Origin of the sequence: Alicyclobacillus cycloheptanicus, from assembly GCF_028751525.1 — a bacterium.
Taxonomy (GTDB): Bacteria; Bacillota; Bacilli; order Alicyclobacillales; family Alicyclobacillaceae; genus Alicyclobacillus_L; species Alicyclobacillus_L cycloheptanicus.
The window spans coordinates 2,786,465-2,805,864 of record NZ_CP067097.1 but is presented as its reverse complement, the minus strand read 5'-3'; the positions used below and the strand labels follow the sequence as shown (position 1 = coordinate 2,805,864).

The 19,400-nt window shown below is 60.7% G+C and carries 18 protein-coding genes; 1 reads left to right on the top strand and 17 read right to left on the bottom strand.

Annotated features, from left to right (window positions below):
* Window positions 1–58: 58 nt before the first annotated feature.
* From JI721_RS12915 to JI721_RS12835, 17 genes are all read right to left on the bottom strand, one after another.
* Window positions 59–1,546: an anti-sigma factor domain-containing protein gene (locus JI721_RS12915; RefSeq protein WP_274455281.1), complete on the bottom strand. Its 1,488-nt coding sequence runs from the start codon at window positions 1,544–1,546 to the stop codon at window positions 59–61.
* 21 nt (window positions 1,547–1,567) lie between these two features.
* The gene (gene sigI, locus JI721_RS12910) at window positions 1,568–2,311 is read right to left on the bottom strand and encodes an RNA polymerase sigma factor SigI (RefSeq protein ID WP_274455280.1); all 744 of its coding nucleotides are present in this window, start codon (window positions 2,309–2,311) and stop codon (window positions 1,568–1,570) included.
* Between the two features lie 127 nt (window positions 2,312–2,438).
* On the bottom strand, window positions 2,439–3,440 hold the full coding sequence (ruvB, locus tag JI721_RS12905; RefSeq protein ID WP_274455279.1) for a Holliday junction branch migration DNA helicase RuvB: 1,002 nt from the start codon (window positions 3,438–3,440) through the stop codon (window positions 2,439–2,441).
* 72 nt (window positions 3,441–3,512) lie between these two features.
* Window positions 3,513–4,151 carry a Holliday junction branch migration protein RuvA gene (ruvA, locus tag JI721_RS12900; RefSeq protein WP_274455278.1) on the bottom strand — a complete coding sequence of 213 codons (639 nt, stop codon included), beginning with the start codon at window positions 4,149–4,151 and terminating at the stop codon, window positions 3,513–3,515.
* A complete protein-coding gene (ruvC, locus tag JI721_RS12895; RefSeq protein WP_407654111.1) occupies window positions 4,148–4,666 on the bottom strand; it encodes a crossover junction endodeoxyribonuclease RuvC in 519 nt (172 codons plus the stop codon). The genes ruvA and ruvC overlap by 4 nt, the downstream gene beginning before the upstream one ends.
* Before the next feature lie 109 nt (window positions 4,667–4,775).
* Window positions 4,776–5,165, bottom strand: coding sequence for a hypothetical protein (locus tag JI721_RS12890; protein ID WP_274455276.1), 390 nt, complete (start codon window positions 5,163–5,165; stop codon window positions 4,776–4,778).
* A 40-nt stretch (window positions 5,166–5,205) separates the two neighbouring features.
* A complete protein-coding gene (locus JI721_RS12885) occupies window positions 5,206–5,940 on the bottom strand; it encodes a YebC/PmpR family DNA-binding transcriptional regulator (RefSeq protein WP_274455275.1) in 735 nt (244 codons plus the stop codon).
* Between the two features lie 39 nt (window positions 5,941–5,979).
* Window positions 5,980–6,831 carry an NAD+ synthase gene (locus tag JI721_RS12880; protein ID WP_274455274.1) on the bottom strand — a complete coding sequence of 284 codons (852 nt, stop codon included), beginning with the start codon at window positions 6,829–6,831 and terminating at the stop codon, window positions 5,980–5,982.
* Complete coding sequence (locus JI721_RS12875) at window positions 6,828–7,697, bottom strand: nitrilase-related carbon-nitrogen hydrolase (protein WP_274455273.1); 870 nt, start codon at window positions 7,695–7,697, stop codon at window positions 6,828–6,830. The genes JI721_RS12880 and JI721_RS12875 overlap by 4 nt, the downstream gene beginning before the upstream one ends.
* Before the next feature lie 104 nt (window positions 7,698–7,801).
* The gene (locus JI721_RS12870; protein WP_274455272.1) at window positions 7,802–8,803 is read right to left on the bottom strand and encodes a phosphotransferase enzyme family protein; all 1,002 of its coding nucleotides are present in this window, start codon (window positions 8,801–8,803) and stop codon (window positions 7,802–7,804) included.
* Window positions 8,800–9,882: a LysM peptidoglycan-binding domain-containing protein gene (locus JI721_RS12865; RefSeq protein WP_274455271.1), complete on the bottom strand. Its 1,083-nt coding sequence runs from the start codon at window positions 9,880–9,882 to the stop codon at window positions 8,800–8,802. The genes JI721_RS12870 and JI721_RS12865 overlap by 4 nt, the downstream gene beginning before the upstream one ends.
* Window positions 9,883–10,025: 143 nt before the next feature.
* Window positions 10,026–10,703 (bottom strand): sporulation protein YunB, encoded by a 678-nt coding sequence (gene yunB / locus JI721_RS12860; RefSeq protein WP_274455270.1) that lies wholly within the window; start codon window positions 10,701–10,703, stop codon window positions 10,026–10,028.
* Window positions 10,704–10,744: 41 nt separating this feature from the next.
* Window positions 10,745–11,797: a FecCD family ABC transporter permease gene (locus JI721_RS12855; RefSeq protein WP_274455269.1), complete on the bottom strand. Its 1,053-nt coding sequence runs from the start codon at window positions 11,795–11,797 to the stop codon at window positions 10,745–10,747.
* Window positions 11,797–12,840: a FecCD family ABC transporter permease gene (locus tag JI721_RS12850; RefSeq protein WP_274455268.1), complete on the bottom strand. Its 1,044-nt coding sequence runs from the start codon at window positions 12,838–12,840 to the stop codon at window positions 11,797–11,799. The genes JI721_RS12855 and JI721_RS12850 overlap by 1 nt, the downstream gene beginning before the upstream one ends.
* Window positions 12,841–12,861: 21 nt before the next feature.
* The gene (locus JI721_RS12845) at window positions 12,862–13,653 is read right to left on the bottom strand and encodes an IucA/IucC family C-terminal-domain containing protein (protein WP_274455267.1); all 792 of its coding nucleotides are present in this window, start codon (window positions 13,651–13,653) and stop codon (window positions 12,862–12,864) included.
* A 33-nt stretch (window positions 13,654–13,686) separates the two neighbouring features.
* Window positions 13,687–14,661 carry an ABC transporter substrate-binding protein gene (locus tag JI721_RS12840; protein WP_274455266.1) on the bottom strand — a complete coding sequence of 325 codons (975 nt, stop codon included), beginning with the start codon at window positions 14,659–14,661 and terminating at the stop codon, window positions 13,687–13,689.
* A gap of 110 nt (window positions 14,662–14,771) precedes the next feature.
* Window positions 14,772–15,584, bottom strand: a complete 813-nt coding sequence (locus tag JI721_RS12835; RefSeq protein WP_274455265.1) for an ABC transporter ATP-binding protein — start codon at window positions 15,582–15,584, stop codon at window positions 14,772–14,774.
* A gap of 346 nt (window positions 15,585–15,930) precedes the next feature.
* On the opposite strand from JI721_RS12835, the gene JI721_RS12830 reads away from it, so the two are divergent.
* Window positions 15,931–18,843, top strand: a complete 2,913-nt coding sequence (locus tag JI721_RS12830; RefSeq protein ID WP_274455264.1) for a transglycosylase domain-containing protein — start codon at window positions 15,931–15,933, stop codon at window positions 18,841–18,843.
* The last annotated feature ends 557 nt before the right edge of the window (window positions 18,844–19,400 follow it).

The following is a 19,400-nucleotide window of genomic DNA, read 5'->3' as shown; positions in this document are numbered from 1 at the left end:
AAACTGCAAGCCCCTCTCGAGGCGCCTTGCACGAGACCGACACCTCGTGCGGTCCGTCTTATTTGAAGCCGAGCAGGTTCCCCAACGCACCCAGCAGTCCACCGCCTGCGGACGGTCCCGCCTGCGAGCTTGTCCCGGACTGCCCTGGGGCGCCTTTGGATCCGCCTGCCGCGGCCGACTTGTCCGCCGCACCACCCTTGCCTGACCCACTGCCGGCCCCCTGGCTGGATGGACGTTCGGACCCTTTGTTCGTGTTCATCCTAACGCCGGACCTCCCCGGCGAGGAGGAGTGTCCGGCGTTCCCGCCTAAGACGGCACCAGGGCTGCCGCCCAAGGCGTTTTGCAGCCCACCTGTCACTGAATTCGCCAGATTGCCGACTGAGTTCACAATGGGCGGCACCGGATTTCCGCCGGAACCGCCGCCGCTGGATCCCCCGCCGGAACCGCCGCCGCCGGGACGCGAACCGCCGCCGCCCGGGGGTGCAGGTCCGAGCCCGCTCACCGTGTTATTGATTTCGCCGAGGATGCGGTTCACCGGATCGGTCGCGCCCCCGAAGGCCTGGGAATTCCCCGCGTTGGACGACCGATGCCCGCTGCCCTGTCCCTTCGCGGCCGCACCGCCGCCCGGTGCGTTTGCTTTGCTGCTGCTGCCGCCGGAGGGTGTCGCTGGCTGCCCCCCGAGCCCCGTCAACAAACCGACCGACTGCAGCTTCTTGACAATCGTCGAGATCTGGGCGGTGCTTGCCGACCCGAGCACCTTCATGAGCGATGCCGAATGGCTGGCGCCAAACACCTGGCTGATGGTGTTCGAATTCAGATTCGTCACCGGGACGCCCTGATTGAGTGCCATGAGGTACGTGGCAAGCTGACCCGGTGCGATGTCCGCCTGGTTCGCCGCATCAAACACGTTCTTTGGCACAGTGACCGTGTAGACACTCGGCTGCAAGGTCTGGCTCGCGCCTGTGGACTTCAACGCCTGTTCAACCGCCTGTTGCGCGGAGTTCGTAATGGACGGTAAGTCCGCGGACGATCCCGACTGTGTCGGCGCTGCGGCCACGATGATGCTGTCGTCCGCAGGAACGAGGTGATCGGACAAGGCTTGTTTGACCACCTGCGAGATCGCCTGCTGCATTGGTTCTCCCTGCAGTTTCGGCAATTCCCGAACCACACGCTGACCGTCGGCATCCGTCGGCGTGACCTGCAGGACCTTCAAGTGCTTATCCACCTGCATCGTCATCGAGGGATGAATATCCAGCGACACCATCGCGTACGCCGTGGGCGGACCGCCAAACCCGCCCAATCCTTGCCAAACTCCGACTGCAAGTGCAATGCACGCCGCCGTCGCGGCTGCACTCCAGCGCATCCAAGTCGTCGGACCACTCCTGCGTTTCCGTGGGGCTGGTGCAGCAACGGGTGTCTCTGTCCACACCACTTCTGCACCAATCGATCCGGCGCCTGAGTGCGGAATCCTGCAGAACTGGCCGTCAGGAGTCATCACGATCGCGTGTCCATCGCCAACCTCCATGACGATTCCACGTCTCTGCATATTCCGTCACCCCTTTCCAACTTACGAGATATAAGCCTGCAAGTGTTGGAACTCGCCACTGAGCAAAATGACGACTGCTAAAATATATTTTCGCTGCCGTTCGAGTGTTTTGCGGGACACATTCACCTTGTCCTCCAGCAGCTTTAACGGCAGCGCCTTGCGCTCGTGGACATACGCACGCATGGCCTCGTCGGACGCGACAATTTTAGCGACTTGAATCGCGCTTTGCCGCGCATCCGCGTGTTTGGGCGAGAGTTCAACGAGATCGCTGAACGTCAGCCCATAGTGCCGCAGCGCCTGTGCGTACGCCTCGATGTCGGAACGGCGGGCTTCCTGCTCTTCCGCCATCTCATACGCGTCGATGGACGTTTTGACTTCGACATAGTTGATGACATTGTCCTCGTCATCCGAAACATCGAACTCTGTCCATGGTACACTTCGGTTCTGCGACTTCTGAGAGCGGTAATAGTCAATCAAACGGCGGCGGATGATGGTTTCCGCAAAGCCCAGAAAGCTTGACTTCTTGGATCCGTCGAACCGGTCAATGGCTTCATTCATGGCCATCAACGCGATGCTGAACTCGTCATCCTGACCGCGGTCAATGTAGCGCCTCGACGCCTGTGATGCCGTGCGCAGGATAAACGGAGTGTAGCTCTCGATCAAGTCATTGCGCGCCGTTTCATCCCCTGCTTGTGCGAGTGCCAGCATCGAGTAGAGCTGACTGGTTTCTTCCGATTTTTTTCGGCGAAAGGGCAATCCGCCCACTCTTGCCACCTCGCTCTACAAAGATTCGTTGACACACTGCGGGAACTTGGGGGTGATTTCAGCCCAAAAGCGCGTTCCGGAGAAATTCAATGCAATTTCAAGGATTTGTTGGACAAGGAAGGGATCGTCAGGTTGTCGACGGACTTTGCACCCCCAAGTGACGGTAAGCGCCGGCCGTGGCAATTCGTCCGCGCGGGGTTCTCTGAATGAGGCCCATTTGCAACAGATAGGGTTCATAGACATCTTCAAGCGTACCGGACTCTTCTCCCACTGTTGCAGCCAGTGTCTCGAGCCCCACCGGACCGCCCCCGAATTTCGTGATGATGGCGTCCAGCATTTTGTAATCCAGTTCATCCAGCCCGAGCCGGTCGACGTTCAATCGGCTGAGCGCCTGCTCAGCAATGGGCTTGGTGACCACCGAGGCCCCTGCGACTTGCGCGAAATCGCGGACCCGCTTGAGCAGCCGGTTTGCCACACGCGGTGTGCCCCGGGCGCGGCGCGCGATTTCTTCCGCCGCATCTGCCTCAACCGGCAGACGAAGGATACTGGACGTCCGCAGCACGATGGCCGTCAGGTCGGCGACGGTGTAATAATCCAAGTGGGCGATCACGCCGAATCGGTCGCGAAACGGCGCCGACAGCAAACCTGCCCGCGTCGTGGCGCCAACGAGTGTAAACGGCGGCAGGTCGAGCCGCACGGAACGAGCGCTGGGACCTTTCCCAATCATAATATCAATCGCATAATCTTCCATGGCCGGGTACAGCACTTCTTCCACGGACTTTGACAGTCTATGAATTTCATCAATAAATAACACATCGCCGGCCTGCAAATTCGTGAGCAAGGCCGCCAAATCTCCGGGGCGTTCAATCGCAGGACCGGAGGTCACCCGAATATGTACGCCAAGCTCATTGGCGATGATCATCGACAACGACGTTTTGCCAAGCCCAGGGGGTCCGTACAACAGGACGTGATCGAGCGATTCGGCGCGTTCCTTCGCCGCCTGAATAAACACGCGAAGATTTTCCTTGACCGCCGTTTGCCCGATGTAGTCATCCAAATACCGTGGGCGGAATGATTCGAACGTCCCGTCTTCCGCGTTCCATTCGGCAGAAATGATGCGTTCGGACACTCCCCCACCTCCTCGCAGCCCTCGCTGCTCGTTCTGTGCCAGCCCGGTCGTTTTACACTTCCGCAACTTCCGCTATGGCGCCAGCTGCTGCAAGGCCAACTTCAATCCTTCTTCGACGGAGTCGATTTCGTTCTCCGCCAACAAGGAAGCCAAAACTTCTCCTGCATGCTTCTCATTATAGCCGAGCACCACGAGGGCCTCAATGATGTCTTTCTCGACCGCGCCAAGCGGCTGACCTGTCCCGTTGCTGCGAGCCGCAGCGGTTCTGCCGAGTTTGACCCCTCCCGCGGCACCCAGACTCAGCACATCGAGCTTGTCGCGCAGCTCCAAGACCAGCCGCTGCGCAGTCTTTTTGCCAATGCCGGGCAGCGCGCACAGGGACGAAATGTCATCCGCTTGGACCGCCTCGGCAAAGGCATCTGCCTCGGTGCCGGACATCAGCTGCAGCGCGACCTTCGGACCGATGCCGGACACGCCAATCAACAATTCAAACCAGTCGCGGTCTTGCTGCGTCAAAAACCCGAACAGCATCGCGGCATCCTCGCGTACATGGTAGTGCGTGTACACCATCACGTTCTGCCCGAGCGGAACGGCCTCCAGTTCCCGCACCATACGCTCCGGCATCCACACACGGTAGCCGACACCCGCGACGTCCAACTCGACATAGCCCTGTCCACACTGATGCACGGACCCCCGAAGAAATGAGATCACGGTCGAACCCCCCTTTGTACGCGCCAAGTGCGCGCCTCACCGACGGAACGGGGACGAGACGCCTGTGCCTCCAGCGAAGCTGCCGGGGCTGTGTGCGCATGCGTAATGGCCACCGCCAGCGCATCCGCGGTATCGTCAGGCTTCGGACGTTCCGAGAGGCCGAGGAGGAGCTTGACCATCTCCTGCACTTGGGCCTTGTCCGCTTTTCCGTAGCCGACCACGGCAAGCTTCACCTGCATGGGCGTGTATTCCGCCGTCAACAGCCCTGCCTGCGCCGCCGTCAGCATGGCCACGCCCCGGGCCTGTCCTACAATGAACGCGGTCGTCGTATTGCGGTTGAAAAACAACTGTTCCAGCGCCATCACGTCGGGTTGGTAGGTATCAATGCACTGCTTTAATTCCTGGTAGATTTGCAAGAGGCGCGTCGCATCGGAGGTGTGTGCAGGGGTTTCAATGCACCCAAAGGCCACCGCCGCAAGGCTGTGACCCGCTCGTTCAATGACCCCGTATCCCATGCGGGCAATGCCCGGATCAATTCCCAGTATCCGCGTAATCAACACTCCTATTCATCGCCATGGCGTGTGATTCGCGATTCATCTGCATTTCTCCTACTTGCATCGAAGGTCAGACGGCGGTATGTCCCGAATCGGCCGCCGGGCTGGGGACCGCTCGCACGTACACGGGCATGTGCAGCAGATAGGTCATGGCGCGATCGAGATACCATCCCGGATGCTCACCCGCGAACGCGACCACGCTGTCGCCACGTACGGCGTGAACCTCCATGTGCTCGTGCCCGTCTGCATAACGCGTGACAAACAGGGCTTGTGGCGCACCCTCCCCGCTCACCATCGCCGCTTGCGCGATCTCCTGCCCAAAGTCCGTCACGGCCGGCGTATCCGCAAGCGCGACGTGCGCATGTCCGGCGATGGAAAGCGAGCCAAGTACAAACCCCGCTGCCGCCAATGTCAGTTTCAAGTTCCAGCTCGTTCGTTCCTGCCGATGGCACATGCGCATGCTGATCACCTCAGTGATAGGTTGCGTAACGAGCATGGAATTATTCTTCTGAGACAGTGAAATTTGCGTAAACGTTCTGGACGTCATCGTTGTTTTCCAACGCCTCCACCAGGTCCAGAACCGGTTCTGCCTTGTCCTCCGACAGTTCAATCGTCGTCGTCGGTTCAAAGGTCAATTCTGCATCTTCGAGCGTCAGCCCGGCTGCTTCGAGCGCGTCCCGCACCGCCGAAAACTGCTCAACGGACGTCGTGAGCACGTAGACATCGTCCTCTTCCCGAAGGTCGTCCGCGCCCGCCTCGACCGCCGTCAGCATCAGGTCGTCGTAGGACAGCGGGCAGCCTTCCCTGGCGATTTCGATGCGGCCGATGCGCTGAAACATCCATGATACACAGCCCGTCTCGCCGAGGTTGCCGCCGCGCTTCGCAAAAATGTGCCGCACGTCCGCCGCTGTCCGGTTGCGGTTGTCGGTCACGATTTCCAGCATGATGGCCACGCCGCCTGGGCCATATCCCTCGTACAGCAGTTCTTCGTACGTGACCCCCTGCAGCGTGCCCGTCGCCTTCGCGATGGTGCGCGCAATCGTGTCCGCCGGCAGGTTGTTTTGTTTCGCCTTCTCAATGGCGACCTTCAACCGGAAGTTGGTGTCGGGGTTCCCGCCCCCCTCTTTGGCAGCGTTGTAGATATCACGCGAGAGTTTGGTGAACAACTGCCCGCGCACAGCATCCTGTTTTCCCTTCCGCCGCTGGATGTTGTGCCACTTTGAGTGACCCGACATGTCGATTCCTCCCCCGTTTCTCCAGAACCTTTCAGCGACTCACAATCCCCAGTCCCGCAAGTAGCGGAAGTCGATCCCGATGGTCCGCGTCGATACCTTCGCAATGATGGGCGGCTTGCGCTTGTACTGGTTGCGGGTGATGCGCCGCACCACCGTCCGCACCACGTCTTGCCGCGCCCCGTTCGCGACCACCTCGTCGGGGGTCAGCCGCAAGTCCACCAGCTGATACAGCACCTCGTCTGCTTCGTCATAGGTGAATCCAAGTTCCTTCTCGTCCGTCTGGTCCGCCCACAGGTCAGCGCTCGGCGGTTTGGCCAGAATGCTTTGCGGCACGCCAACCGCCGCAGACAACTGCCGAATCTGGCACTTGTAGAGGTCGCCAATGGGATTCAAGGCGCTGGCCAGGTCGCCAAATTGGGTCCCGTATCCGAGCAGCAGCTCCGTCTTGTTGCTCGTACCCAGCACCAGCGCCCCGAAGTGTGCCGACAGGTCAAACAACGTTGCCATCCGCTCGCGCGCCATCCGGTTGCCGCGGCGCAGGGGCGGCGCCGGTTCGCCGAGCAAGGCGTCCATCTGTTCAAAGTAGGCATCGACCGGTCCGGTAATCGGTATTTCCAGTGCATTCAGATTCAAATCTGCCACGACGGCCCGCGCATCCGAAAGACTGGACGCACTGCTGGACTTGTACGGCATCAGCACCGCGTGCACGCGCTCACGCCCGAGCGCCCGCGTCGCAAGGTATGCGACCAGCGCCGAATCAATGCCGCCGGACAGACCCAAGACGACAGATTGAAACCCGGCCTTTTCAACCTCTTCCCGAATAAACCCCGTCAACGCCTGGATGGTCAGCGCCTCGTTGACGTGCAGGCGCTGCGCCAAGTCTTCCCTCATCGCGCTGCCTCCCGTCGCCATTCATCCTGCAACCGCTGCAGTTCGTTGAGAACGAGGCCTGGTTTCTCGTCACGGGCGACACCGCTGATAAACCGCGCGCGCCGGACGGCCTGCACATCCACCTCGGCGAACACGAGGGCTTCCTCCAGCGTCGGCGCCTCCGCCACCCATTCTCCGCTGGCGGATACGACGCCGGAACCCCCGAAGAAACTCACCCCATCCTCAAACCCGACGCGGTTGACGAAAATCATGTTCACGCTGAACAACTGCGCGTAGACTTGAATCAGTTTTCTCCAAAACGCCTGTGAGCCAAAGTGGTCGATATCGGTCACGCTTCGCGCCGGGCTGTTGGACGGGAGAATCAGCAGATTCGCGCCCCCCGCCGTCAACAAGTAGGGACTCGTGACATGCCAGGCATCTTCGCAAATCAGCATGCCAGCCGTTCCAAACTGCGTTGAAAAAGTACGGAACGTGTCTCCGGCGGCAAAATAACGGCCCTCGTCGAACATGCCGTACGTTGGCAGATAGACTTTGCGGTGCCTATGTACCAATTGGCCCTTGGACGCGTACGCGGCGGTGATGTAGAACGCATGCGCAGGGGACTCTTCGACAAAGCTGAACACGATGTCGATGTCCCGGCTTTCCGCGACCAGCGAGGCGATGTCCGGGTCTGACAGCGGACGCGCGACGTCCAGCGTCAAGTCCTGAAGCTGATAGCCCGTCAGCCCCAGTTCCGGAAAGACGATGAGATTCGCACCCGCACGGCGCGCCTTCGCGATGTATGTCAGGTGCTTGTCCCGGTTGCCCGCCAGGTCTCCCAAGGCGGGCCGGAGTTGCGCCAAAGCGACTTTGATGTACTGCGTCAACCTGCCACGCTCCGTTTCTGTTGTGTCCAAAGTTCCGAACCTAGTATACCCTTGGCGAACACGAAATCAAAGGGCCGCACGGAAGCCGCGGCCCTTGCAACGCCTTACCCGAAGCGGCTGTGCACGTCTTGTGCCCACCGCTGCCAGCGGGTTCTTTCCTTATAAATAACACCAATGAGGGACTGCTTCCCATCTGGTGCCGAGCCTGCTTTGACCCACTCCACCATAGCCCGAATCAACAGGTCCGGAAAGCGCAGCACTTGCCACAACAGTTCCTCCCGCCAAATCGGCCGCCCCTCGACACGGACACAAGCCTCCACCAGGGTCAAAAACGGGCGCGGGCCCGGATCGCCGAGATAAAACGTGTGGTTCAGCAACTGCATGAAATCCAGGAAAGGGTCGTCCAAACCGGCGTGATCGAAATCAATCAATGAAACCGGCCACGCCCGGGTCATCCACAACAGATTGTGCGGCGCCAAGTCACGGTGGCACAGGGTGCGGCAGGTCCCGCCGTGCGCCTGCCAAGCCTTCTCCACCGCTGCCACGACTTCTTCCGAGACGCGAAACACGTCCTTCTCCACGGCCGCCAACTCGGGACAGGCATCCTTGGCGGGACCCCACACACCATGGAGCGCCTGCAGCTTGGACCTCAGCTTGACGGGCAGCACACCGCCAGTCACGTTCTGCCACTCCGGGCCGCCAAGGTGGGGATCCGCGAGGAATGGCACGCGCCTTGACCAGCGGTGGACCTGCGCGACCGTGCAGACTGCGGTCAACCGCTCCTCGGCGTCCGAAAGCCGCACGTGGCGGCCGGGCAGCCACGGCTGCAAATAACCTGGGCCGCTGTCCGTTTCAATCAGCCGCTCACCATGCCTCGATGCCAGCGGCCCGGCTGCTGGCAGTCCGTCCGCCGACATCGCTTCCGCAATACGAGCCACGACGGCCAGCCGGCGTTCCGTGTCCCTGGGACGTGCCGGTTTCCAGATGTAGCGCATCCCGTCTTTACCCACCACGCCGGTGACCGTCTTGAGCGTTACGATGGCGTCCACTTCCACGCCAAACGCGGCGTACAGGGCCTCGGAGAGCGTGGGCGCACCGCGAATCACGGGGATTCCGGCCCGTACGGCGGTTCGCCGTCGGACCCGTCCTGCCGGGACACGGAGAACGTCGAACTCCAGTCAGACTCGGACGAGCTTTCATCCCAGTCCGTCATCCAAGCCGTGGGTGCGTACTGGGACGCCGCCCACATCCGATACCCTGCTTCAGGCGGCAGGCCCGCGCCAGGGCTTTGCTGCCACACCCCATGCGGCGGGTACACCGCAGCGTACCCGCCAGGCGCCCCGCCAGGAAAACCACCGGGGCAGGCGCCCGGATAACCAGCGGGGTAACCGGCCGGCGGATAGGCTGGGTACGCACCCGGCCCAAAGCCGTAGGGCGCATAACCCCACGGGCCGCGCGCGCCGTACGGTGCAAAGTACATCGGTTGAGGATGATAGGGACGGTAGGGCACATGCGTGTGGGGCCCATACCCGTTCGGCGACACGGGGGTTCCGCCGGTATCGGCGGCAGCTTGCGGCAGAGGCGCCGGGATCGGGCCCGCCGGCTGGCCGGCCGCCGCGTGGCCGGCCGCTTCAGGCTGCCACCCGCCTGACTGCCCTGGCAGGCCCGGGACCTGCCCAGCGGTGCCCGGCACATACACGATGTCGCCAGGCTGGAGCGGCTCGGTGTGCCCAGTGTTCATGCGCTTGAGGGTATCCACCGGTACGTGGTATAAGCGCGCGATGCGCTCCCACGTCTCGCCGCGCTTGACAACATGCGGCCAGACAAACCCGAAGTACGGCACCGTTTCCGGCCCGGTCACGCCGCCGCTCGCAGCCCCCGCCGGCCCGCCGGGCTGTCCTGACCCCGGCGCCCCAGGTGCGCCCGGTGCAGCGCCGGTTGTCTCCGTCCGCCCCACCGGCACGGGCGGGTGCACAGCAGCAGCGGGAGACCCTGCCGTTGTATCGCCGGCGGGACCCGCCGTCGCTTCTTTGCCAAGTTCCGGAATGGATAAGACCGACCCAGGTGTCAATTCATTCGGATCGCGAACCTGTGGATTGGCCGCCATCAGCAAGTTCAACCGCACGCCGGTCGCCTTGCTGACCGTCCACATCGTGTCTCCTTCGCGAACGATGTATTTTTTCATCCGTCAGCCTCCTTCGCCCACCGATGCTTGGTGAGGCACTTGCTGACACAGTATATGCGCCTACCTGGCTGGTGCCCAGTGTCCCAGGATATGCAAGCCGAATTTGGGCAGGTGTCCGTCGTGTGTTCGCGACCGTACAGTATTCAGTCGAGGGGCGCGGGAAACGTGCCGTTCCCTTGCAGGTAGGTGTGCGGCACTTCACCGCCGAACACCACATACGCAATGGGCATCTTGGATTCCACCGTGGTTGGCGTGGCTGAAAACGGCGTGATGACGTTGACGCGAGCGGTCAATTCGAGGTACATGGTGTGCACGGTCTGATTGATGCCGACCGTGCGGGATTCGGTGATCACGGACGAGTGTGCGCTGCCCATCAACGTGAACCGGACAGGGAGCTTCGGGCCGGCGGCAGACAACAGCGAGCTGCCGAACATATCTCCCATCGGCAGCGCGAAGGATTCATGCTGCAGCTGCCGCAGCGCCTCCTGGGCATGCGCGGTCGCGGCGGACTGAAGCTTGGTGACGGCGGCAAAATCAAACGTCGCGACCTCCATCCGCCCGCTTTGGTCACGCTCGATATGAATGAACTTGTCGGTGTCGGCGAACGCCGCGACATCTTCCGTCAGGGCCCCGTTCAAAGCTTCCGTTGCCGCCCGCGACGCAATCGCCTGTGCGGTTCCAGCCACAATCGGCCGTACCTTGACCTCCATCATGTGCACCGCGAGGGCAAGGAGCCCCAGCAGACACGCGGCCATGGACCAACTCCCCGAAACCCTGATGCGCACACCCCTGCGCGCGGCGCGAAAACGTCCAGCAGCCATCGCGACCCCCTCCTCGTCCATGTATACGCGAGCAAGGTCATTCATGATTCGTGCCGCGCCAGCAAGTAAAGAAAGTACGGGGCCCCAATCACCGCGACCACCAGCCCGGTCGGAAGCTCGGTCGACTGGATGATGCACCGGGCCAGGGTGTCAGCAGAAATGAGCAACAATGCACCGGTCAGGGCCGCAGCCGGAATCAGTCGTTCGTGACGGGCACCCACCAGCCGCCGCGCCAAGTGCGGTCCGATGAGGCCAACGAATGAAATGCCGCCGCCTACCGCCACACACGATCCGGCCAGTGCCACGGCAGCGCCGAGCAGCCAAATGCGTTCTCGTTCCACGGACGCCCCTAACCCCGCCGCCACAGCATCTCCGAGGTTCAACACGTTCATCACACGCACTTTGCAGCAGACAAAGGGCACGATGACCAGGAGCCACGGCAGCAGTGACAACACGTAGTTCCAGTCGGTCCCAACAATGCTTCCCGCCATCCACGTCACCACAAATTGAAAGTTGTCCGGGTCGAGCATCAGTTCCAATACCAGGATGGCAGCGTCGATCGCGGCTGCGATGGAGATCCCAACCAGGACCAGGCGAGTCGGCACGACCCCCTCATGCCGCTTGTAGGCCAGCACGTAAATCAGCAGGGCGGTCAGCGCCGCGCCAGCGAACGCAAGACAGGGCATTGCGAGGGAGCCCATCAAACTGGGAAAAAGCGCCGCAGACACCAGGACAATCAAGCCGGCACCTGCATTGACGCCGAGAATCCCCGGGTCAGCGAGAGGATTTCGCGTCACGCTCTGGAGGATGCAGCCGGACAGTGCCAATCCAGTGCCGACCAGCACGGAAATGACGATTCGAGGCAATCGAAATTCGAACAAAATCAGATAGCTCCTGGACGTTCCAACACCAAACAGCGTCTTGACAACATCAGATGGAGACAGCCGGATGACGCCTGTGTCCAGACTGATCATAAATACCAGAAAGATGAGTGCCGCCAGCGTCACGAAAACGACCAGCGTTTTGCCGCGGCCCGTGCGGTTTGCGTGCGGTCGGTCAAGCCGCTGGGCACTGAACGGACGCGTCTGCCCCATCACAATCCCCTCCGGCTTCTGCGTGTCAGGTAGAGAAAAAAGGGAACGCCCACGAGCGCGATGACCGCGCCTATCGGTGTCTCGTATGGCGGGTGAATCATGCGCGCTCCAAGGTCAGACAGGACCAGCAGCAGACCGCCAAGCACGGCTGAACAAGGAATGACCAACCGATAATCGACACCAACGGCAAAGCGTGCAAGGTGCGGAATCACCAGTCCCACGAATCCGATTGGACCCGCCACCGAAACCGCAGACCCGGCCAGCACCAGAACCGTCGCTGCTGCCGCTGCCTGAATCAGTCCAGGCCGCTGTCCAAGTGACCCAGCCACGTCCTCGCCGAGGCTGAGGACGGTCAATGGCTTGGACAGCAAGAGCGCCGCGATGAGGCCCGCGGCCACCCATGGAAACATGAGGTGGACTTGCAGCCAGGTCGTGTTCGATAATCCACCAGCCAGCCAGTAGCTCAGGTCTTGACTCAGCCCGAAGTACAGTGCGATGCCCTGACTGAGCGCGACCAAGAGCGCGCTGACCGCGGCCCCGGACAAGGTCAGGCGAACCGGTGTCAAACCACCCTTGGACAGTGAACCCATCCCATACACGAGTGCCGCACCCAGCCCTGCGCCGCAAAAGGACAGCATGAGCAGTCCGAAAAAGGGCATATGAGGGTCGGAAGCCATACATACGGCAAGCACGAATTCCGAACCACTGTTAATCCCCAACAAGCCAGGGTCAGCCAAGGGATTTCGAGTCATCCCTTGCATCAGCGAGCCCGCAACGGCGAACGCAGCTCCCACGAGCAGCGCGGCCGCCGCCCGAGGCAGACGAATGGTGTGTATGACTTGGTCAGAGGTTTGTTTGGCATTGAAATGAAACACCGCGTTCCAGACTGCCGGAAGCGGCACATGGTCGGCCCCCACCGAAATCGACAGCGCCACGCTCAGTGTAAGCGCCGCCAGCCCGCCAGCGATGACCCATGTCGCCGCAAATGCCCTGTGGCGTCGTTTCCCCTGCGAACGCACCACCGCGTCTGAGTATGCATGCATCGAAGCTACCACCCTGTTCCGTCAATGCCGTGATGCCCGAAATTCGGCCCGCATCGCCGCGCGCTGCGCTTCGGTCAAGCGTGGACACGCGTAGCAGTGCACGCCCTGCTCCCTGGCGTAATTCAAGCAACAGGCAGGAAACACATAAACCTTTTCCCCCGCGCCTTCCAAACTTTCAACCCACCGCAGGCGCAAGGCGAACGGATTCTGCTTCCGTCCAAACACTTCAGGCGCAAGTTCCGTCTTTAGACACTCGAAATCCGCCTTTACCCGCGTTTGAACCAATGCGTTTTGACCCTCGGCGAATTTTCCAACGAACCAAATCAATCGCGACGGAATCTGCCCCCACAACGGGCCCACACGAATCCCGGCATGCGTCGCCAAGGTATCCAGCACGGGCCGGACCGTGTTGCCGTAGAAGGTACGAAGCACACGCCGACGCCAAGCGTTTCGCAAAGACGCCACGGTCGGAGCGGCCTCGTCCGACCACGCGTTCAGCGGGAAATAAAACCCGTAACCTTGCTCGGCGGGAACGGCCTCCACATGAAGATTCGACAGCGACAGGTCGATGGCCACATTGTGAACAGACAGGAAATAGTGCATACCTGCAGCGAGAAACGCAAACCATCTTGAAAAGGAGACGGCCGCCACAGCCAAATCGGACGCCTGAAGTGAATCCCGATATGCACACAAGATGGACAACAGTCTGTCGCGTTCGAGAAACCCCGCCATGGACATCGAGAACAAGGCATCTTCCCTTTTATTGAAAGAGATTCTGAAGGAACGCTCGATGTCGTCAAGTCCCATTGGCATATTTGATCTACCCCTTGGTGTACGACGACCGCCTCAGTCCTTCGCGATGTGTTTCAGCACATCGTCGATGGTGACTTCATTCGCGATGACGCCATTGTTGATCCAATTCCCATAACTGACTTGATAGACGTGTCGAGCTTTGACCGCGGGCAGGTTCTTCCACACCGGGCTGCTGGTCAACTGTTGGAGCTCGGACGTGCTGTCGTTGCCAACGACCACGAAAATGTAGTCGGCTTGTAAGTTCGGTAACGCCTCGAACGACAGGGTCCCCCAGCCTTTTGCGAGTTTCGGTGCCTTGAGGCCGAGGTCGCCGTACACCTCCTGGCCAGCGAACGTACCGGGGCCGATGAGAAACAGCTGTTTGCCGGACGGTTCAATGATCGCGACGGTTTTGTCACCAACCGTGTACTTCAGCTTCTGCTTGGCAGCGGCGACCTTTTTGTCGTAATTCGCAAGCAATTGCTTTGCCCGGTCGGACTGGTGCAACATCGTACCCAGCGTCAGCAATTCCTGACGCCATGCGGCCTGAGACCCGCTTTTGACGTTAAAGACATACGTCGGAGCGATTCTCGAATATTGCGCGTACTTTCCGTTTTCGGCGAGTCCCGCAGCGAAGAGGATGATGAGGTCTGGGTTCATGGAGAGCACGGTCTCCGGATCTAACCCATTCCCGGTCAAGTCGATATGCGGCTTCCCTTTCAGCCACTTTTGCAGATAGCCATCCACCACATTACCGCTGGAGTATTGTCCGACCAGCCGGTCCGCGTCCCCCAGCGCCACAATGGGGTCCTCCAGGGCCGGCGCCCAAATCCGCTGCGGGTTGGCGGGCACTTTCACCTTGTGCCCCATCCCGTCTGTCATCGTGAGCGGACGACGCACTGCGCTGTCCGCTGCTGTCTGATTGCCCTGCGCTGTGTCAGAGGCCGGACCCGTGCCGCAGGCTGTGACTGCAGCCATGAAAACGAGCATGACCCCCGTCACCAGCCATGACTTTCGCTTCAGTTTCACGCTCATAAGCCCTCCCGTGTATGAATTGAGCGGATGGTCAGTGGAACGCATGGCGGTCTGTGAACGTTCGACTTGTTTCATCCACCGGATTGGAACCGTCCGCGCACGGATCACACGACGACATCACGTACCTCCGACGCCTCCACGAGTCCATAGGGAATGCAAAGCGGTGCACCCGTTCGCGGATCCGCGACGACGTCTGCCAGCACCCCGAACACCTCGCGGAGCATGTCAGCATGAATGACTTCCCGCGGGGACCCTTGATATGTAGCCGAACCGTGCTGAATGGCAACGACGTAATGGGCGAACCGCGCAGCTTGATTCAAATCATGCACGACCATCACGATGGTCCGTCCCGTGTCCCGATTCAGCCGCTCCAACAAATTCAGGACTTCCAGCTGATGAGCCATGTCCAGATAGGTGGTCGGCTCATCGAGCAGCAAAATGTCCGTCCCCTGCGCCAACGCCATGGCGATCCATGCCCGCTGCCGCTGACCACCCGACATTTGTCCAACAGGACGATCGGCAAACGCAGTCATGCCCGTCGCAGCCAGCGCCCATTCGACCATGCGGCGGTCTTCTCGTGTCTCTGCGTGAAACCCGCTCTGATGCGGAAAACGCCCATAGGACACAAGTTCGCGCACGGTGAGCCCTTCCGGCGACGTCGGATTTTGCGGCAGAATCGCAAGCTGCCGCGCAATTTCCTTGGCGGACATACGTGCGATGACTTTCCCGTCCAGGTATACTTCGCCCGTTCGGGGTCTGAGCAATCGCCCGATGGTCTTTAAAATGGTGGATTTACCCGACCCATTCGCCCCCACAAGAGCGGTGATGCGGCCGTCTGGCAGCGCCAAGTTCAAATCCTTCACAATCAAGTGTTCTCCGTAACCAGCGGACAGTTTTTCGGTCGTCAACCGTGTCATTGGTTCACCCCCTTGCCGTGTGCTTCCTCACTCGAAACCGACATGCCTGAGACGGCCCCAGGTTCAGATCAGACAAACACACGTCACAGCCATTCGTTCCAGCCGAGCCAATGACTCGGTTAGTAACGGTTAAACAATATCATTAGGTCTTACTAATTTCAATAGTTAGCATCATGTAACACGCTGAACGAACGAAGGATTTCGAGCCGGTTCGTTTCTCCATCGGCGGCGCGGCCTCGCGCGAACCGGCTCGAATGGGCGCGATTCCGCTCGAATCCTGACAATTCCTGCTTTGACCACCTCTCCGACAAACAATATAATCGTCCTAACGGGAGGAGGAGCATGAATGGCGAAAGGCACCAAGCCACCGGTTCACGGCTCCAGCACGAAGGACAAGCAGAAACAGCAGCGGGCGAACGCCGCGCGCAAGGAGCGGCGTCATCCCATTCGGACCGCCTTCAAGGTGCTTGGTCTGGGTGTTGGGGGAATCATCGTGATCGGTGTGGGAGTGGGCATCGGGTACGCCGCTTCCATGTTAAAGGGGCTGCCGACAATCTCGGCCAGCACGTTCACGAACGAAAGTGAAGCTTCGACGGTGTACGACGTGAATGGCAAAGTCATCGGGCGCTACACGACCAGCGGCGACCGGCAGCCCATCACGTCCGTAAACCAGGTCTCTCCATACCTCAGCAACGCACTCATTGCGGCAGAGGACAAGACGTTTCGGACGAACATCGGGATCAACCCGTTGGCCATGTGCCGAGCCTTTGTGGAGGACGTCATCGGCCACCACATCCAGAGCGGCGCCAGCACCATCACACAGGAAACCGTGAAGCTGGCGGTGTTCCCAGAGCAGCAGCGGACCCTCAAACGGAAAATCCAAGAAATCGCACTCGCACTCGAACTCAATCACATGCTTACGAAAGATGAAATCCTAACCGATTATATGAATTGGGTATATATGGGTGACATGGGCGACACGCCAATTTACGGGGTGAAAACGGCGTCTCAGATTCTGTTCCACAAGGATCCGCGCGACCTCAACATCCCGCAAGCTGCCCTCCTGGCCGGGATTATCAATAACCCGTCCTATTTCTCGCCGTACCAGTACCCCAGTCGGGCGGTCGACCGCCAACACTACGTGTTGAATCAAATGCTGCGCAACCACTTCATCACACAGCAGCAGTACGAATCCGCAATGTCCTACAACGTGTTGAAGGACATTCACAAACCAACCGCTTCTTCGACGACCCAGTATCCGTTCCTGATGCTTGACAACATCACGCCGACGGTATGTCAGGACCTCGTCAAGGAAGGCCTGTACTCGACGGCGCAGCAGGCGTACGATGCACTGCCGACGGCCGGATATAAAATTTACACGTCTATCGACCTGAACGTACAAAACCATGTGGACAGCGTCCTGGCGGATGACCAGCTGTTCGGCAACACCGACGCGTCGTGGTCCGACCCGCAAACGGGGCAGCACGGCGTCGACATCTACAACGCTGGCGTGACCATCATCAACAACCAAACCGGCGGCATTGTCGCCATCGGCGGCGGCCGGGACTCAGCGGCCGATTATCAGAAGGACCAAATCGACCACTCGGACATCGCGCGTCAGCCGGGATCGTCCATTAAACCCTTGATTGACTATGGTCCCGCCATCGACCTGCACAAGGAGACGGCGGCCACGTACCTGGCGGATATTCCGACGACCTACCCGGGCGGACCGGCCGGCCCGTGGACCCCGACTGACGCGGAAGGGTATTATTCGGGCCTGGTCAGCGTCCGCACGGCACTGGTGAAGTCCATCAACGTCCCCGCCATCCGCACGCTGGACATGCTGACGCCCGAAGTGGGGACCAGTTACCTGGCGAAGATGGGGATCCCGGTGGGCGCCACGACCCTCAACGGCCAGCCGACCCTGGTGCAGAGCGATACAGAGCAGCTACCGACCGCCATCGGCGGTATGGCGCATGGGCTGACGGTGCAGCAGGTGACGAGCGCCTACACCACGTTTGCCAACCAGGGGACCTGGAAGCAGTCGTTCCTGGTATCGAAGATTGCGGACCGAAACGGCAATACGCTGTACCAGTTCCATCAGCAGGTCAATCAGGTATTCAGTCCGCAGACCGCGTGGATTATGACGAACATCCTCCACGGCGTGCTGTACCAGCCGGGCGGCACCGCGGATGCCATCGGTGCACGCTTTCCTGGCTATTACATCTCGGGCAAAACCGGGACAACCGACAGCCAGGAGGATGGCTGGTTTGTCGGCTATACGCAGCAGTACACGGCCGGCCTGTGGATGGGCTACAACCACCACCAGAAAATCTCAAACAGTGCCTATAACCTGAAGTTCACCCTGTGGAGCGACATTATGCAGCCGCTGCTGCAGAAGGAGCAGCCCACCAAACCGTGGCCGGAACCGTCCGGCATCGTTCAGGCAGCTGTCTGCGAGGATTCCGGCATGCTGCCGACCAACTTGTGCAAGCAGGACAACGCGGTCTACGACGAGTACTTCATTCAGGGAACGCAGCCGACGCAGCCGGACAATATGCACGTGCTGGTCGAATACACGATTTACAACGGCAAGAAGTACCTGGCGACGACCATGACGCCGCCGAACGAGATTCGGACCGGAATTTTCATCAAACCCCCATACACGCTCCCGCCGGGCGTGACGACGCTGGACAGCGGCACGTATGTGCCGACGCAGCCGGATCCACGCGGCGGCATTGTGCTGAAGGCGCCGGCCAACGGCCAGAGCCCGACCACCGTCAGCCCGCCTGCGAACGTCAAGGCCGTCGCTGCGCCGGACGGGACGAGTGTGCAATTGACCTGGAACGCAGTACAGGGCGCCTCCGGGTACATGGTGACCCGCGCCACATCGGGCAGCGGGCCGTACGTCACCGTGGCCGGCCCAGTCACGCAGACGTCGTTTACGGACAGCCAACTGCCCGCGAATGCGTCGACGCTCTACTATGAGGTGTACGCCGTGTCGTCCGCCGGCCTGTCAAACCCATCGGCCGTCGTGGAGGTGGTCCTCCCGAACGCAGGCGGGTCCGGCGGGTCCGGGGGCACGGGACCTGGAAATGGGTCGGGACCGGGCGCCGGGGCGGGGTCGGGATCGACCAACCTGCCTGGCGTCGGGAACTTCACCGGAGCCGCCAACAAACCTGACACCGATACGGGTGCCACTGGAAGTTCTGGCGGTTCGGCGGGTTCGGTGGGTTCTGGGCGGCCCAAGAAGGGGTAACGTTCGGAATCGAATGGCTGAAAGGATGAAAGGATGAAAGGATGAAAGGATGAAAGGATGAAAGGATGAAAGGATGAAAGGATGAAAGGATGAAAGGATGAAAGACTGCGAGGCAGCGGAAACGGCAGGAAGGTAAAACAGGGGCTGTCCCAGCAGGCACTCAGTGGCCTGGGGGCGGCCCCTGTCGCGTACGGCAGAAAGCGAGAATGTGGTGGGGGCGACGGGGGGCGTGCATGGGCTGACCAGATCGACAGGTGCGATGATCTGCATGGGGCTTGCGGTACATGGCGCGGTGTTTGGGGAGGGTCGTCATAAGGTAGAAAACACGCCTTAACTCGGCCGGGCGGTGGGCGCACGGGCCGCCATAGGGCAGAAACCGCGCCTTAACGCAGCCACCCGGCAACCGGTCCGGCCGCCATAAGGTAGAAAACACGCCTTAACGCAGCCGCACCGCAACTTGTCCGGCCGCCATAGGGCAGAAAACACGCCTTAATGCAGCCACCCGGCAACCTGCCCGGCCGCCATAGGGCAGAAACCACGCCTTAACGCAGCCGCAC